Below are 15,607 nucleotides of genomic sequence, written 5' to 3'. Positions count from 1 at the left end.
AGTTGGCAGTCGTACCACCCTCCGGGCCCCGTCCGGGATCGGTGACGGGACTCTCAGGGAGTTGAGGCGATGCGCCGTCGGCGGTGGAAGCACGTCCTGATCGGCGCCTTCGCGGGCGCCGCCGTCCTCGCCGACGCCGGTGCGGCGGCCGCCCAGGCCGCGGCGGCCACCGAGCAGTTGGCCATCTCCACCCCGCCGGCCGGCAGCGCCGCCTGGGTCGAGGACCACACCTACGACCGGGACCTGCCCGACCCGGCCACCACCGCCCCGGCCGCCGCCGCCGAGTTCTTCGCCCAGCTGTCCCCGGCCGAACTGGACCGGCTGGTCGAGGCCTACCCACTGGTGGTCGGCAACTTCGACGGCGCCCCGCTCGCCCTGCGCTACCGGGCCAACCGGATCGCGCTGGCCGCCGAGCGCGACCGCGCCCGGGCCCGGGCCGCCGACCACGCCCTCGCCCCGGAGCAGCGCGCGCTCGCCGTCTCCCGCGCCAACGACGTGCAGAGCCTGCTCGCGCCGGGCCGTCAGATCCTCGCCTTCGACCCGCGCGGGCGCGGCCTGCTCACCGAGGTCTGGGGCGACCTCGGCGGCGCCGACCGGGTCGCCGTGCTCGTCCCCGGCTCCGACGCCGACCTCGGCCACTTCGACCAGGCCGTCGAACCGCTGCGCTCCCCCGCCGGCATGGCCCGGGCCCTGTACCAGGAGGAGCACCGGCAGTCCCCGGGCACCCGCACCGCGGTGGTCGCCTGGACCGGCTACGTCACCCCCTCCGGCCTCGGTCCCGACGCGGTGACCTCCCGGCTCGCCGACGTCGGCGCCCCCCGGCTGCGCCGGCTGCTCGCCGGGCTCAAGGAGACCACCCGGCCCCAGGCCCCGCCCGCGCTGTTCTGCCACTCCTACGGCTCGGTGGTCTGCGGCACCGCCGCACCGGACATCCCCCGGGCGGCCGCCTCGCCGGCCGACACCACCGGCATCACCGACCTGGTGGTGTTCGGCTCCCCCGGCATGGGCGTGGAGAGCAGCCCGGAACTCGGCGCCGGGGTGCACGTCTGGGCCACCCGCAACGAGACCGACTGGATCGGCAACGTGCCGTACCTGGAGGTCGGCGGGCTCGGCCACGGCGCCGACCCGACCTCGCTGGACTTCGGGTCGGAGCGGATCTCCTCGGCCCGGTCCTCCGGCCACAACGGCTACTTCGCCACCGGAACCGACAGCCTGCACAACTTCGCGGCCGTCGCCCTCGGCGCCTACCAGGACGTGGTCCGCCCCGCCCCGGAGGCCTGACGGCTCGGCGTCCTCAGCGCCCCTCGGGGTAGAGCCGGACGGCCTCGGCGGCGGCCCGGCCCATCTCCCGGCGGGCGGCCGGCGGGGAGAGCACCTCGGCGTCCGCGCCGAACGCGAGCAGCGCCCGGACGGCGGGCAACGACTGGAAGCCGAGGGCGAGTTCGACCCACTCCTCGGGCGCCCCGCCGCCGGTCTCCGGCGGCGGGGCGGTGAGCCGGGCGCCGTGGATCCGGACGAACATGTCCAGCCGTCCGCGCCGCACCCGCACCTTCACCGTCAACTCCTTGGGCAGCCGCTCGACCTGCTCGCGCAGTACCGCCCAGACCTCGCCCAGCGTCACCCCGGGCCGCCGGCGCACCGGCTCCTCCGAGGTCTCCGCGTAGAGCACCCGGTCGGCCCGGAACAGCCGGGGCTCGCCGTGCAGATCGGCCGCCAGGTACCAGACCGAGGCCTTGCTGACCAGGCCGTACGGGTCCACGGTGTACTCCAACGGCGCGGGCGTGCCGCTGTGCCGGTAGCGCAGCCGCAGCCGGCGGTCGGCGAACACCGCGTACTGCAGCTCGCCCAGGTCCGGCCCCTGCGGGGCACCCGCCTGCAGCCAGCGCGCCGGGTCGACCAGGACGCGCTCGCTGATCCGCTCAGCGCCCGGCCGGTGCGGGGCGGGCAGCGCGGCCATCACCTTGCGCAGCGCCGAGCCGAGCGCGCCGTCCAGCCCGAGGTCGCTGTGCGCGCCCTGGGCGGAGAGCACGAACAGGGCGCGCGCCTCGTCGGCGGTCAGACCGCTGACGTCGGTGCGGTAGCCGGGCAGCAGGCTGATGCCGCCGTGCCTGCCGCGCTCGGTGCAGACGGGAACGCCGGCCGCCGAGAGCGCCTCGACGTCGCGGTAGATGGTGCGCACCGACACCTCCAGCCGTTCGGCCAGTTCGGTGGCGGGCACCCGGCCGCGGGTCTGGAGCAGCAGGAGGATCGAGAGCAGGCGGTCGGCCTTCATGAACCGAGGATCCCAGAAATCATGACGACGGTTGTCAGGTTTTACCGGGAGATTGCCTCCCGCAGCGAAAACCTTCCGCACCAATGGAGTTGACCCGTCCCACGGACACCACCCAGGACCCCCGCCCGCTGTACCGGCTCGCCCTCGACCGGCTGGAGGAGCTGATCGCCGAGGCCGCGCCGGCGATCGCCCCGGCCGCCTGCCGGCCGAACCACGCGGCGGCGGCGTCCCGTTCGGCCCGCCCCGGCCGGTGCCGACCCGTACACCCGGCTCGCCGCCCACCTCGGCCGCGCGCTCCGACCGGCCCTCAGTGGCTCGCCGCGCACCGGGCGAGCCGCCCGTTGTACACGTCGATCTTGTGGTCGAGCACGGCCAGCGTCGCGTGCAGGTCCGCGATCTGCTGGCGCACCGCCTCCCGGTGGGCGAGCAGCAGGTCGCGGCGGTCCCCGGAGGTCCGCTCGCCCTCCCGGGCCAGCTCCACGTACCGCAGCATGTCGGCCACCGGCATCCCGGTCAGCCGCAGCCGCCCGAGGAAGGCCAGCCGGTGCAGGTCGGCGTCGCTGTACCGGCGCTGGCCCGAGGCCGAGCGGTCCACCGGGTCGAGCAGGCCGATCCGCTCGTACCAGCGCAGGGTGTGCGCGGTCAGCCCGCTGGCCGCCGACACCTCGCCGATGGTGTGCCGAGGCGTGCGGTCGGGCGCGCCGACCGGATCCCGGAACACGTCCCAGCAGGTGCGCAGCTCGGCCTCGAACGATGCGAGTGCGGTCATGGTCGGCCCCCCGGTGACGAACGTGACGACGACCCTAACGGCTTGGAGTGCACTCGAAGCAAGCCGGCCGTCCCGCCGGGCCGACCGGCCCGGTTAGAGTCGGGGCCCATGGAGAGCTTGCGGAAGATCGAGACCTGGCCGGTGCCGCACGCGGCGGCGGCCGTCGTACGGGGCGCGGACGGCGCGGTGCTGGGCGCGTACGGACCGCAGGACCACCTGTTCCCGCTGGCGTCGGTGACCAAGCTGCTCACCTCGTACGCCGTACTGGTCGCGGTCGAGGAGGGCGTCTTCGAGCTGGACGACCCGGCCGGGCCGGAGGGCTCGACCGTCCGGCACCTGCTGGCCCACACCTCGGGCCTGGCCTTCGACGAGAACAAGGTGATGGCCGCGCCCGGCAACCGCCGGCTCTACTCCAACGCCGGCTTCGGCGTCCTGGCGCAGGCCCTGGAGCGGGCCGCCGGCATCGAGTTCGGCCGCTACGCCGCCGAGGCCGTGTTCCAGCCGCTCGGCATGCACGCCACCCTGATCAACACCGCGCACCGCTCCCCCGCCGGGGCCGGCGGCCTGTCCACCGTCGCCGACCTCACCCGGTTCGCCGCCGAGCTCCAGGCGCCCAAGCTGCTCGACCCGGGCACGCTGCGCGCCGCCACCCGCGAGGTCGCCTTCCCGGGCACCAGCGGCGTGCTGCCCGGCTTCGGCCACCGCCGGCCCAACGACTGGGGCCTCGGCTTCGAGATCCGCGACGGCAAGGCGCCGCACTGGACCGGCACCGCCAACTCCCCGGCCACCTTCGGCCACTTCGGCCAGTCCGGCACCTTCCTGTGGGTGGACCCGCAGGCCGGCGCGGCCTGCATCGCGCTCACCGACCGTGACTTCGGCCCGTGGGCCGCCGAGGTCTGGCCGGCCCTGAGCGACGCCGTCCTCGCCGAACTCCCGTAGGGCCCTCAGCCGTACGAGACCGGCGAGTGCATCTCCCACAGGAGCAGCTCCGCGCCGTCCTCGCCGGCCGTCGGCGCCACGAAGGCGTCCCCGGTGATCCGCACGCTGTCGCCGGGGACCATCGAGCGGCCCCCGCCCTGCGGGCCGGGCACCGTCCGGTAGCCCAGCGAGCCGGCCGTCAGGTGCGCGTACCGGTAGGCGGCGGCCGGCAGGGCGGGCAGCGGCTGCCACGGCCCGGCCGTCACCAGCCAGAGCGCGGCGTCACCGCGCCGCAGCCGCAGCGCCCGGGTACCGGCGTCCCGCGCCAGCCCGGAGGCGAGCAGCGTCAACCCGTCGGCCGCGCGCTCCACCCCGCGCAGTCCGTACGCGGGGGGCGCGTCGAAGACGTCGGGCTGGAGCCACATCTGGACGAACCGGACCGGCCCCTCGGCCCCGCCGACGTTGCGCTCGGTGTGCGTGACGCCGGAGCCGGCGCTCAGGTGCTGGACCATGCCGGGGCGCACCACCCCGTCGTGCCCGCACGAGTCCCGGTGGGCGAGCGCGCCCTCCAGCACCCAGGTGAGGATCTCGGTGTCCCGGTGCCTGTGCTCGTCGAACCCGGCGCCGGGGGCGAGGAGTTCCTCGTTGCACGCGAGCAGGGCGCCGAAGTGGGTGTTCTTCGGGTCGTAGTGCCCGGAGAAGGAGAACGCGTGCCTGGTCTCGACGCCCTCGGCGGGCGTCGAGCGGTAGCGCTCGGCGGTGCGGCGCAGATCGGCGCGGGGGCGGGCGGGGGCATCGGTCACGGGACCCACCGTAGCCTGCTCGATGGCTCGGTCCGGGCGCTCTGGACCCGGTGCCGACACTCGTCACGCCCGCCCACTCGCGCGTGGCACCGGTGACGGGTGTGACCGCCACCACCCCGCCGCTGTGCCGGGCCCTGTGCACGAGCAGTCACTCCGGTGAGGCAGTCTTGTCCCTGTGCCAGCCGCTTCCGCGAACTCCAAGAGCGATCCGACCGCCAATCCCGACAAGAGCGGGAAGAGCCCGACGCCGGGCGCCGGGAGAGACCGGCCCGGACGGGCGGCACCGCGCCTGACCGCGCAGGAGCGCCGGCTCGCCGCCGAGCGCGCCGAGCGCCGGGCCGCGACCCTCAAGCGGCTGGAGAAGTCCTCGGGCAAGCTCGCCTCGGCCGCGATCGCCCGGATGGACGACCAGCTCGGCTGGTACCGGCGGATGCCGCCGGAGCACCGCTCCTGGATCGGCCTGGTCGCCCAGGCCGGCATCGCCGCGTTCACCGAGTGGTACCGCAAGCCGGACGCCCCGCAGGCGATCTCCACCGACGTCTTCGGCACCGCGCCGCGCGAGCTGACCCGGGCGATCACCCTGCGCCAGACCGTCGAGCTGATCCGCACCACCATCGAGGTGATGGAGGAGGCCATCGAGGAGGTGGCCGCCCCCGGCGACGAGGCCGACATGCGCGAGTCGGTGCTGGTCTACGCCCGGGAGATCGCCTTCGCCACCGCCCAGGTGTACGCCCAGGCCGCCGAGGCCCGGGGCGCCTGGGACGCCCGGCTGGAGGCGCTGGTGGTCAACTCGCTGCTCTCCGGCGACGCCGACGAGGGCGTGCTGTCGCGGGCCGCCGCGCTCGGCTGGGGCCAGCCGAGCCAGGTCCGGGTGGTGATGGGCTCGGCTCCGGACGGGGACAGCGAACTGGTGGTCGAGGCGATCCGCCGCGCCGCCCGGTACGCCAAGCTGCACGTGCTGACCGGGGTGCTGGGCAAGCGCCTGGTGGTCGTGGTGGGCGGCGACAAGGAGCCGGTGCACGCGGCCCGGGCCCTGATCGGCCAGTTCGCGCCCGGCCCGGTGGTGGTCGGCCCGACCGTGCCGGACCTGCTCTCGGCGACCCGCTCGGCGCACGCCGCCGCGGCCGGCCTGCGGGCCTGCGCGGCCTGGCCGGACGCGCCGCGCCCGGTGCTGGCCGACGACCTGCTGCCGGAGCGCGCGCTGGCCGGAGACCAGGCGGCCCGGCGCCAGCTGGTGGAGGAGATCTACACACCGCTGGACGAGGCGGGCTCGGCACTCCTGGAGACCTTGAGTGTCTATCTGGAACAGGCCTCCTCGTTGGAGGGAGCCGCCCGGATGCTCTTCGTCCACCCCAACACGGTGCGCTACCGGCTCCGACGTGTGACCGACGTCACGGGCTACGCTCCCTCCGACGTGCGTTCGGCCTTCACCCTGCGTATCGCACTGGCGCTGGGGCGGCTCACCGCCGCTGGGGAGTCAAGCTGACCACGCTGTAGGGACCTTACAATCCCGGATGCTTTTCTTCGTTACCGTCGCCTACCCGCCCGCGGGCGCCTGGCGAGAGAGGGTTGAACCGTGCTCGTAATCGTCGCCCCTGGACAGGGTGCCCAGACCCCCGGTTTCCTCCGCCCTTGGCTGGAGCTCGACGGTGTCGCCGACCGCCTTCAGGGCTGGTCGGAGGTCGCCGGGCTCGACCTCGTGCGCGCCGGAACGGAGGCGGACGCCGAGGAGATCAAGGACACCGCCGTCGCCCAGCCGCTGCTGGTGGCGGCCGGCCTGGTGACCGCGCGGGCGCTGTTCCCGGACGAGGACGCCGCCCGCGCGCTGGTCGGCGCGGTCGCCGGCCACAGCGTCGGCGAGATCACCGCCGCGGCCGGCGCCGGCGTGCTGAGCGCCCGCGACGCGCTGACCTTCGTGCGCGAGCGCAGCCTCGCGATGGCCGAGGCCGCCGCGGCCACCGAGACGGGCATGCTCGCCCTGCTCGGCGGCGACCCGGAGGAGGTCGCGGCGAAGCTCGCCGAGCACGGCCTGACCGCGGCCAACAACAACGGCGGCGGCCAGATCGTCGCGGCCGGCACCCTGCCGCAGCTGGACGCGCTGCGCGAGGACCCGCCGGCCGGCGCCCGCCTGGTCGCGCTGAAGGTGGCGGGCGCGTTCCACACCGCCCACATGGCCCCCGGTGTCGAGCGGCTGGCCAAGCTGGCCCCGACCCTGCCGGTCTCCGACCCCAAGGTCGCGTACGTCTCCAACCAGGACGGCGGGGTCGTCGCCTCCGGCGCCGAGGTGCTGAGCCGCCTGGTGTCGCAGGTCTCCAACCCGGTCCGCTGGGACCTCTGCATGGAGACCCTGCAGCGGCTGGGCGCGACCGCCGTCATCGAGCTGGCCCCCGCGGGCACCCTCACCGGACTGGTCAAGCGCAACCTCAAGGGCGTGGCGACGCTTGCCCTCAAGACCCCCGCGGACCTGGACAAGGCCCGCGAGATCGTCGCGGAGCACGGCGGTCAGGAGCAGGAGCAGGCATGAGCAACACCCCCCAGATCCGCCCGGTCACCGGGGCGCGGTACTCCCGCATCCACGGTGTGGGCGGCTACCGCCCGGTCCGGGTGATCCCGAACGCCGAGGTGCTGACCTGGATCGACTCCTCGGACGAGTGGATCCGCACCCGCAGCGGGATCGCCGAGCGCCGCTGGGCGGGCCCCGAGGAGTCGGTCGCCGAGATGTCGGTGCAGGCCGCCGGCAAGGCGATCGCGCAGGCCGGGATCGACCCGGCGCGGATCGGCGGCGTGATCGTCGCCACCGTCTCGCACCTCAAGCAGACCCCGGCCATCGCCACCGAGATCGCCCAGCGGCTCGGCTGCGGCACCGCCCCGGCCTTCGACATCTCGGCCGCCTGCGCCGGCTTCGGCTACGGCCTGGGCCTGGCCGACGGCATGGTCCGCGGCGGCACCGCCGAGTACGTGCTGGTGATCGGCGTGGAGCGGCTCAGCGACCTGACCGACACCTCGGACCGCTCGACCGCGTTCATCTTCGGCGACGGCGCCGGCGCCGCGATCGTCGGCCCCTCCGACACCCCCGGCATCGGCAAGCTGATCTGGGGCTCGGACGGCTCGCAGAAGGACGTCATCTCGCAGACCGAGGCCTGGGACACCGCCTTCGCCAAGGAGGACGCCGTCAACGGCGCCGGCGAGGAGGTCAAGTGGCCGGCCCTGCGGATGGAGGGTCAGACCGTCTTCCGCTGGGCCGTCTGGGAGATGGCCAAGGTCGCCCAGCAGGCGCTGGACGCCGCCGGGATCACCGCCGACCAGCTCGGCGCGTTCATCCCGCACCAGGCCAACATGCGGATCACCGACGCCATGATCAAGGCCCTCAAGCTGCCCGAGTCGGTCCCCGTCGCCCGTGACATCGCGGAGACCGGGAACACCTCGGCGGCCTCCATCCCGCTGGCGATGGAGCGCATGCTGGAGAGCGGCGAGGCGCGCAGCGGTGACCTCGCCCTGATCATCGGGTTCGGGGCGGGTCTCGTGTACGCCGCGGCAGTCGTTACGCTCCCCTAGGCGTTTTCGCCCGATCCACCCGCAAACCTGCGTCCGTCCGCCGGGCAGGCGCATTCAACACCGAAGAGGAGCAGCCAGTATGGCTACCAAGGACGAGGTCCTGGACGGTCTCGCCGAGATCGTCAACGAGATCGCCGGCATCCCGACCGAGGACGTCGAGCTCGACAAGTCCTTCACCGACGACCTGGACGTCGACTCGCTGTCCATGGTCGAGGTCGTCGTGGCCGCCGAGGAGCGCTTCGACGTCAAGATCCCGGACGACGAGGTCAAGAACCTGAAGACCGTCGGCGACGCCGTGGACTACATCCTCAGCCACGCCTGAGCAGTCGGCTCGTTCGACGCCTGACATCGGCCGGCTCCTCCCGGGTCGGCCGACCCGCCGGCCGGGACGCCCACCGGGCGCCCGGCCGGGCTCACCCTCGGCCGCCGCCGACCCCCGCACAACGTGAGAGAAGAAGATCCAGTGACTGTTGAGAACCGTACCGTGGTCGTCACGGGTATCGGCGCCTTCACGCCGCTGGGCGGCGACGCCGCCACCACCTGGGAGAACCTGCTCGCCGGGCGCTCCGGGGTGGCTGCCCTGACCGAGGAGTGGGCCGCCGAGCTGCCCGTGCGGATCGCCGCGCGCACCGCCGTCGAGCCGGGTGAGATCCTGCCCCGTCCGCTGGCCCGCAAGCTGGACCGCTCGGCCCAGTTCGCGCTCATCGCCGCCCGCGAGGCCTGGGCCGACGCCGGCTACGAGACCCCGGCCACCGACGAGTCGTCCAAGCTCGCCCCGGAGCGGCTGGGCGCCGTGATCGCCTCCGGCATCGGCGGCGTCACCACCCTGCTCGACCAGTACGACGTGCTGCGCGAGAAGGGCGCCCGCAAGGTCTCCCCGCACACCGTCCCGATGCTGATGCCCAACTCTCCGGCGGCCAACGTCGGCCTGGAGGTCGGCGCCCGCGCGGGTGTGCACACCCCCGTCTCCGCCTGCGCCTCCGGCGCCGAGGCGATCGGCTACGCGATCGAGATGATCCGCAGCGGCCGTGCCGACGTCGTGGTGGCCGGCGGCACCGAGGCGGCGGTCCACCCGCTGCCGATCGCCGCGTTCGCCAACATGATGGCGATGTCCAAGAACAACGACGACCCCGAGCGCGCCTCCCGCCCGTACGACAAGGCCCGGGACGGCTTCGTGCTGGGCGAGGGCGCCGGCGTGGTCGTGCTGGAGTCCGTGGAGCACGCCGAGGCCCGCGGGGCCCGGATCTACTGCGAGGCGGTCGGCCAGGGCCTGTCCTCGGACGCCCACCACATCGCCCAGCCCGAGCCGACCGGCGCTGGCGTGGCCCGCGCGCTGGCCGACCTGTTCGAGCGCAACCAGCTGGACAAGTCCGAGATCGTGCACGTCAACGCGCACGCCACCTCGACCCCGCAGGGTGACACCGCCGAGCTGAAGGCGCTGCGCAAGGAGCTGGGCGAGGACCTCGACCACATCGCCATCTCGGCCACCAAGTCGATGACCGGTCACCTGCTCGGCGGCGCCGGCGGCATCGAGACGGTCGCCACCGTGCAGGCGCTGTACCACCGCGTCGCCCCGCCGACCATCAACGTCGACGAACTGGACGAGGACGTGGAGGCGGACATCGTCCGCGGCGAGGCCCGCAAGCTGCCCGAGGGCCGGATCGCCGCGCTGAACAACTCGTTCGGCTTCGGCGGCCACAACGTGGTGCTGGCCTTCCGCACCCGCTGACCGCGCTTCGAACCCGACAGGACGGGGCCGGCGCTCACCGAGTGAGCGCCGGCCCCGTCCTCGTCCGTTGTCCCGGTGATCGGACCAGCCCCGTGATCGGACCACCTGGTGATCGGACCACCTGGTGATCAGACCACCTGGTGCAGCCAGCGCACCGGGGCGCCCTCCCCGGCGTAGCGGAAGGGCTCCAGCTCGTCGTCCCAGGGCTTGCCGAGCAGCATGGCGATCTCCGCCTCCAGGTCCGCCCCCTCGCTGCGGGCGCGCAGCAGGACGGCCCGCAGCCGGTCCTCGGGGATCAGGATGTCCCCGTGGATGCCAGTGACGGCGTGGAAGATGCCGAGCCCGGGCGTGCTGCTGTACCGCTCGCCCTCGGCGGCGGCGCAGGGCTCGCTGGTGACCTCGTACCGCATCAGCTGCCAGCCGCGCAGCGCGGAGGCGAGCTTCGAGGCCGTACCGGGCTCGCCCTGCCAGGACAGCTCGGCACGCCAGTGCCCGGGCGCGGCCGGCTGGCGGATCCAGTCCAGGCTCACCCGCACGCCGAGCACCCCCGCGACGGCCCACTCGACGTGCGGGCACAGCGCGCGGGGCGCGGAGTGGATGTACAGGACTCCACGTGTCGTCACCGGGACCTCCAGGCTGTGGACGAGGGTCGCCTTCCCCAGCTGCCTCGCGTTCGTGCCCGTAGTTGATCCACAGTTACCCACGTTAGCTGACATTAAGCCACTAAATTGAGCAAAACGGACAGGCTTTCGCTCAATGCTAGTCGAATCCGCAACGAGGTCCACCCCTCGGTCGGATCTCTCCCCCGAACGGCCCCATCGCCAGGCAAAACCACCGTACCGCGCCGCCCCTCGGCGCGGATGACGCACTTTCGGATCCGGCCGGAATGCGGTAGTGCGGCCGGACTCCCTCTGCCGGGTACGCGAACCGCCTCGCACCGGGCGGGCCGGTGCGAGGCGGTGCGGGCGGGCGGCCCGGACGCGGCGTCAGCCGTCCAGGCGGACCACCATCTTGCCGGTGTTGGCGCCGCGCAGCATGTCCAGGAAGGCCTGCGGGGTGTTCTCGAAGCCGTCCACCACGGTCTCCTCGAAGCGCAGCTTCCCGTCCTTCAGCCAGCCGCCCACCTCGGCGAGGAACTGCGGCCGCAGCGCGTCGTGGTCGCCGACCAGCACCCCCTCCAGGCGCAGCCGCTTGCCGATCACGGACAGCGCCAGGTTGCGCGGACCGGGCGCCGCTTCGGTGTCGTTGTACTGGGCGATGGCGCCGCACAGCACGGCGCGCCCGTGCACGCCCAGCGCGCCGATCGCGGCCTCCAGGTGATCGCCGCCGACGTTGTCGAAGTAGAGGTCGATGCCCTCCGGGGCGGCCTTGGCGAGTTGCTCGCGGACCGGGCCGTCCTTGTAGTTGAAGGCGGCGTCGAAGCCGTACTCCTCCGTCAGCCGGGCCGCCTTCTGCGCCGAGCCGGCCGAACCGACCACCAGCGAGGCGCCCTTCAGCCGGGCGATCTGGCCGACGATCGAGCCGACCGCGCCGGCCGCGCCGGAGACGAAGACCCGGTCGCCCTCCTTGAGGCCGCCGACCGCCAGCAGGCCCGCGTACGCGGTCAGGCCGGGCATCCCGAGCACGCCGAGGTAGGCGGAGAGCGGCACGCCCTCGATCCGCGGCACCTTGACCGCGTGCTTCGCCGGCAGGGTCGCGTACTCGCGCCAGCCGAGCCCGTGCAGCACGGCGTCGCCCGGGGCGAAGCCCTCGGCGTTCGAGGCGACCACGCGGCCGACGGCGCCGCCGTCCATCGCCGCCCCGACCTCGAACGGCGGGATGTAGGACTTCACGTCGTTCATCCGGCCGCGCATGTAGGGGTCCACCGACAGGTGGGTGTTGCGGACCAGGACCTCGCCCGGACCCGGGGTGCGCACCGGCGCCTCGACGAGGGCGAAGTCGGCCGGGGTCGGCCAGCCCTGGGGGCGGGCGGCGAGGTGCCACTCGCGGGTGGTGGCGGGCGCTTCCGGCGCGGTCGGCTCGGCGGTCATGGTGATCTCCCCACATGAAAGGTTGAGTAGGTGAAGTAACAATGTGCATGAAAATTTCACGTTGTCAAATATTCAGGTAGAGTGGTGACCATGAACGCCCAGCCGACCCGGGACACCGCGCCACCGGCCGACGAGATCACCCGCGAGGTCGTCGACCTCATGGCCAACCTGGTCGCGCTCTTCCACCGCGAGTACGAGGAGGCCGCCGCCGCCCGCTCGCTCACCGGAGCGCAGGCCAAGGTCCTCGCCCTGCTGCGGCGCGGCCCGATGCCCATGCGCCAGATCGCCCAGACGCTCAGCTGCGAGCCCTCCAACATCACCGGCATCGTCGACCGGCTGGAGACCCGCGGCTTCGTCACCCGCCGGCCCGACCAGCAGGACCGCCGGGTCAAGCTGGTCGCCGCCACCGACACCGGCAGCACCGCCTCCGAGGAGCTGCGCGAGTCGCTGAACTTCGCCCGCGAGCCGCTCGCCGCGCTCGGCCCGGACGAGCGGACCCAGCTGCGCGACCTGCTGCGGCGGATGCTCACCGGCGCCTCCGGACCGGGCGCGTGAGGAGCATCACAGCGCCGGCCGGCGAATTGGCCGCCGATCGGAGGTAACCGAACACTCCCCCGAAACGTCTAACGTTCGAAGACCGGCACCTGTCCGCGACCAGGCGGGACGGGTGGGGAAACAGAGCAGAAGACGGGGGGACGGGAAGGATGAGCAGCAGCTCGCGCCGTCGGCGTGTCATACGGACCGTCATAGGACTCGCCGCCGTCCTGGTGCTGTCCGTGGCCGGAGCCGGGGCCTGGTTCTACCACCGGCTCGACACCAACATCACCACCTTCGACGCCGGCGGCGTCGCCACCGAACGCCCGCCCGCGCCCGTGCCGACCGCACCGGGCGCCTCGGTGCCGGTCAACGTCCTGCTGCTCGGCTCGGACACCCGCAACGACGGCAACGCCGACCTCGGCGGCGGCGACGAGGGCGTCGGCCACTCCGACACCGCGATCCTGCTGCACGTCTACGCCGACCGCAAGCACGCCGTCGGCGTTTCCATCCCCCGCGACACCCTGGTCACCATCCCGTCCTGCCGGCTGCCCAGCGGCGACTGGACCAAGCCGCGGACCAACCAGATGTTCAACGAGGCCTTCACCATCGGCGAATCGGAGCAGGGCAACCCGGCCTGCACCCAGAACACCGTGGAGGCCCTCACCGGCCTGCGCATGGACCACACCATCGTGGTCGACTTCAAGGGCGTCGCCGCGATGACCGAGGCCATCAACGGCGTGGACGTCTGCGTGCCCAACGACGTCAACTCGCACAACATCAAGCTCAAGAAGGGCCCGCAGAAGATATCCGGCCCGCCCGCCGTGGACTACCTGCGCGCCCGCTACGGTTTCGGCGACAACTCCGACATCGGCCGGATGAAGCGCCAGCAGGCCTTCCTCTCCTCGATGATCCGCAAGATCCAGTCCCAGGGCTTCTCGCTGCCGACCCTGCTCCCGCTGGCCGACGCCGCGACCCGTTCGCTCACCGTCGACGAGGGCCTGGGCACCGCGATGAAGCTGGTCGACTTCGCCCAGTCGCTGCAGCAGATCAAGCTCTCCGACATCACCTTCGTCACCGCCCCCTGGCGGTTCTCCACCGTGCAGTCCGGCCGGATCGACCTGGTCCACCCCGACGTGGACACCCTGTGGCGGCTGCTGCGCGAGGACCGCACCCTGGACGGCCAGGCCACCGGCGAGCTGCCCGATCCGGCGAGCGCGAGCGCCACGCCCACCGCGTCCGAGCCCTCGCCGACCGCCACCCCGCTCAGCGCCGAACAGCTCGCCACCCCGGTCACCGTGGTCAACGGCGTCGGCACCGACGGGCTCGCCGGCCGCGGCTCCGCGGCGATCCGCGCCCAGGGCTTCCAGAACGTCGCGCTCGGCCAGACCACCGGCGGCCGGCTCAGCACCGAGATCGCCTACGACCCGCCGTTCAAGGCCGTCGCCGAGCGGATCGCCACGCTCTTCCCGGGCTCCCGGCTGACCGAGGAGCCGGGCTCCGAGGGCGTCACGGTCACCCTCGGCCGCGACTACCGGCCCGCCGCCGCGGGCCCCGCCGCCGGCACCCCGGGCACCCCCGGTGCCCCGTCCGCCGCCGCCACCGGCCCGCTGCCCACCGGCATCCCCAGCGGGATCACCGAGAACGCCCGCAGCGCCGACACCGACCCCTGCTCCGACCTCATCGGCTGAGCCGGCCGGCGCCTCCCGGCCCGGTTCACACCGGGTCGGGCAGCCCGGTGACGACGGCGGTCAGCCGGGTGCCGGGCGGAAAGGCGCCGGCCGCCGTGAGGGCGTACAGGGCGGCCAGCGTCTTCGCGACGTAGCGGCGCTCCAGGGCGACGCCGTGCCGCCCCTCGAAAGCGGCCGCGAACTCCTCCAGGGCGGCCGGCACCCGCCCGTAGCCGCCGCCGTGGTGCCCGTGGTCGATCCGCCAGCCGCCGAACTCCCGCCCGTACGCCTCCCGGTGCAGCCGCGTCACCTCGCCCTCCAGGTAGCCCTCCCCGCCGCGCAGCACCGCCACGCCCAGGGCCCGCGCCCCCGGCGGCAGCCCGGCCGCGATCCCGGCCAGCGTGCCGCCGGTGCCCACCGGACAGCAGACCACGTCCCGCTCCCCGAGCCCGGCCAGCTCCGCCACGACCTCCTGCGCACCGCGCGCCGCGAGCGCGTTGGACCCGCCCTCCGGCAGCACCAGGCACGGCCCCCAGCGCCGCTGCGCCTGCCCGTCCCCGGGGCCCTCCGCACCGGCCCGCCCGGTGGCCTCCCGGTACTCGGCCCGGGAGAGGAACACCAGCTCCATCCCGGCCTCCTCGGCGGCCCGCAGCGACCAGTTCCGCGGCGCCCCCGCCAGCTCCTCGCCCCGCACCAGCCCCACGCTCGACAGCCCCAGCGCCCCGGCCGCCAGCGCCACCGCCCGCAGATGCGTCGAGTACGCCCCGCCGAAGGTCACCAGCCGCCGGTGCCCCTCCCGCACCGCCAGCTCCAGGTTGGGCCCCAGCTTGCGCCACTTGTTCCCCGGCACCAGCGGATGCACCAGATCGTCCCGCTTCAGCCGCAACCCCACCCCGGCCCGCTCGAACACCTCGTCGGCACACTCGACCAGCGGAGTCGGCACACACGCAGCTTCGAGCACCCACCCAGAATACGGAGCCGCCCCACCCGCTCCCCCACCCTCCCGGGCCTGACGGGTCGGCAGGACGGCCTCACGGGGGTCTCATCGTCCGGGTTAATCCTGGCGCGTCGCGGCGTGGCACCATGCCCGATCCCCTAGGGTTTTCCCAGCCAGGGGGCCGATCGCGCGGGTACGGAGGGTGGGGCGGGTGGGACTCGAACCCACGACCAAGGGATTATGAGTCCCCTGCTCTAACCGGCTGAGCTACCGCCCCGGTTCGCAGCGCGCGACGGCGGGGCCGGTCGCGGCAGCAGCAGACGGCCCCGGAAGGCCGTCCCGGGCAGCATAGCCGGTCGATCACCCGTGGTGCGCGCCGGGGGCGCAGCC

At 73.9% G+C, this 15,607-nt stretch carries 15 protein-coding genes and 1 tRNA gene; 9 read left to right on the top strand and 7 right to left on the bottom strand.

Annotated elements, in window-relative coordinates; genetic code table 11:
* The first annotated feature begins 69 nt into the window (after window positions 1-69).
* Window positions 70-1,281: an alpha/beta hydrolase gene (locus ABT093_RS21300; protein ID WP_350566476.1), complete on the top strand. Its 1,212-nt coding sequence runs from the start codon at window positions 70-72 to the stop codon at window positions 1,279-1,281.
* Between the two features lie 13 nt (window positions 1,282-1,294).
* Here ABT093_RS21300 and ABT093_RS21295 read toward each other — a convergent pair whose 3' ends face one another.
* Both ABT093_RS21295 and ABT093_RS21290 read right to left on the bottom strand, forming a co-directional pair.
* Window positions 1,295-2,272 (bottom strand): helix-turn-helix transcriptional regulator, encoded by a 978-nt coding sequence (locus tag ABT093_RS21295; protein ID WP_350566474.1) that lies wholly within the window; start codon window positions 2,270-2,272, stop codon window positions 1,295-1,297.
* A gap of 307 nt (window positions 2,273-2,579) precedes the next feature.
* Entirely contained in the window at window positions 2,580-3,041 is a 462-nt protein-coding gene (locus ABT093_RS21290) for a MerR family transcriptional regulator (RefSeq protein ID WP_350566472.1), read from the bottom strand.
* A 108-nt stretch (window positions 3,042-3,149) separates the two neighbouring features.
* Here ABT093_RS21290 and ABT093_RS21285 point away from each other — a divergent pair, with 108 nt between their 5' ends.
* On the top strand, window positions 3,150-3,980 hold the full coding sequence (locus ABT093_RS21285) for a serine hydrolase domain-containing protein (RefSeq protein WP_350566470.1): 831 nt from the start codon (window positions 3,150-3,152) through the stop codon (window positions 3,978-3,980).
* A gap of 5 nt (window positions 3,981-3,985) precedes the next feature.
* Here the strand turns inward: ABT093_RS21285 and ABT093_RS21280 are convergent, their stop codons facing one another.
* Window positions 3,986-4,762, bottom strand: a complete 777-nt coding sequence (locus tag ABT093_RS21280; protein WP_350566468.1) for a pirin family protein — start codon at window positions 4,760-4,762, stop codon at window positions 3,986-3,988.
* Window positions 4,763-5,051: 289 nt separating this feature from the next.
* Between ABT093_RS21280 and ABT093_RS21275 the strand changes: the two genes are divergently transcribed.
* The 5 genes from ABT093_RS21275 (at window position 5,052) to fabF (ending at window position 10,046) form a co-directional block, all read left to right on the top strand.
* The gene (locus tag ABT093_RS21275; RefSeq protein WP_350566500.1) at window positions 5,052-6,248 is read left to right on the top strand and encodes a PucR family transcriptional regulator; all 1,197 of its coding nucleotides are present in this window, start codon (window positions 5,052-5,054) and stop codon (window positions 6,246-6,248) included.
* A gap of 90 nt (window positions 6,249-6,338) precedes the next feature.
* Entirely contained in the window at window positions 6,339-7,286 is a 948-nt protein-coding gene (locus ABT093_RS21270; RefSeq protein WP_350566466.1) for an ACP S-malonyltransferase, read from the top strand.
* Window positions 7,283-8,317, top strand: a complete 1,035-nt coding sequence (locus ABT093_RS21265; protein ID WP_350566464.1) for a beta-ketoacyl-ACP synthase III — start codon at window positions 7,283-7,285, stop codon at window positions 8,315-8,317. Before ABT093_RS21270 ends, ABT093_RS21265 begins: the two co-directional genes overlap by 4 nt.
* Before the next feature lie 79 nt (window positions 8,318-8,396).
* Window positions 8,397-8,639, top strand: coding sequence for an acyl carrier protein (locus tag ABT093_RS21260; protein ID WP_350566462.1), 243 nt, complete (start codon window positions 8,397-8,399; stop codon window positions 8,637-8,639).
* 141 nt (window positions 8,640-8,780) lie between these two features.
* On the top strand, window positions 8,781-10,046 hold the full coding sequence (fabF, locus tag ABT093_RS21255) for a beta-ketoacyl-ACP synthase II (protein WP_350566460.1): 1,266 nt from the start codon (window positions 8,781-8,783) through the stop codon (window positions 10,044-10,046).
* A 128-nt stretch (window positions 10,047-10,174) separates the two neighbouring features.
* Here the strand turns inward: fabF and ABT093_RS21250 are convergent, their stop codons facing one another.
* Window positions 10,175-10,669 (bottom strand): DUF3145 domain-containing protein, encoded by a 495-nt coding sequence (locus tag ABT093_RS21250; protein WP_350566458.1) that lies wholly within the window; start codon window positions 10,667-10,669, stop codon window positions 10,175-10,177.
* 363 nt (window positions 10,670-11,032) lie between these two features.
* Entirely contained in the window at window positions 11,033-12,076 is a 1,044-nt protein-coding gene (locus tag ABT093_RS21245; protein ID WP_350566456.1) for an NADP-dependent oxidoreductase, read from the bottom strand.
* Window positions 12,077-12,166: 90 nt separating this feature from the next.
* On the opposite strand from ABT093_RS21245, the gene ABT093_RS21240 reads away from it, so the two are divergent.
* Both ABT093_RS21240 and ABT093_RS21235 read left to right on the top strand, forming a co-directional pair.
* Window positions 12,167-12,631, top strand: a complete 465-nt coding sequence (locus ABT093_RS21240; protein ID WP_350566454.1) for a MarR family winged helix-turn-helix transcriptional regulator — start codon at window positions 12,167-12,169, stop codon at window positions 12,629-12,631.
* Window positions 12,632-12,780: 149 nt separating this feature from the next.
* On the top strand, window positions 12,781-14,301 hold the full coding sequence (locus ABT093_RS21235; RefSeq protein WP_350566452.1) for an LCP family protein: 1,521 nt from the start codon (window positions 12,781-12,783) through the stop codon (window positions 14,299-14,301).
* A 25-nt stretch (window positions 14,302-14,326) separates the two neighbouring features.
* On the opposite strand, the gene ABT093_RS21230 is transcribed toward ABT093_RS21235, so the two are convergent.
* Window positions 14,327-15,223, bottom strand: coding sequence for a pyridoxal-phosphate dependent enzyme (locus tag ABT093_RS21230; protein ID WP_350566451.1), 897 nt, complete (start codon window positions 15,221-15,223; stop codon window positions 14,327-14,329).
* Between the two features lie 197 nt (window positions 15,224-15,420).
* Window positions 15,421-15,494 (bottom strand) — tRNA-Ile (locus tag ABT093_RS21225).
* Window positions 15,495-15,607 lie beyond the last annotated feature (113 nt).

Source organism: Kitasatospora sp. NPDC002551 (assembly GCF_040296005.1).
Taxonomy (GTDB): domain Bacteria; phylum Actinomycetota; class Actinomycetes; order Streptomycetales; family Streptomycetaceae; genus Kitasatospora.
The sequence above is the reverse complement of the archived record's forward strand: the minus strand, read 5'-3'. Positions and strand labels throughout refer to the sequence as shown.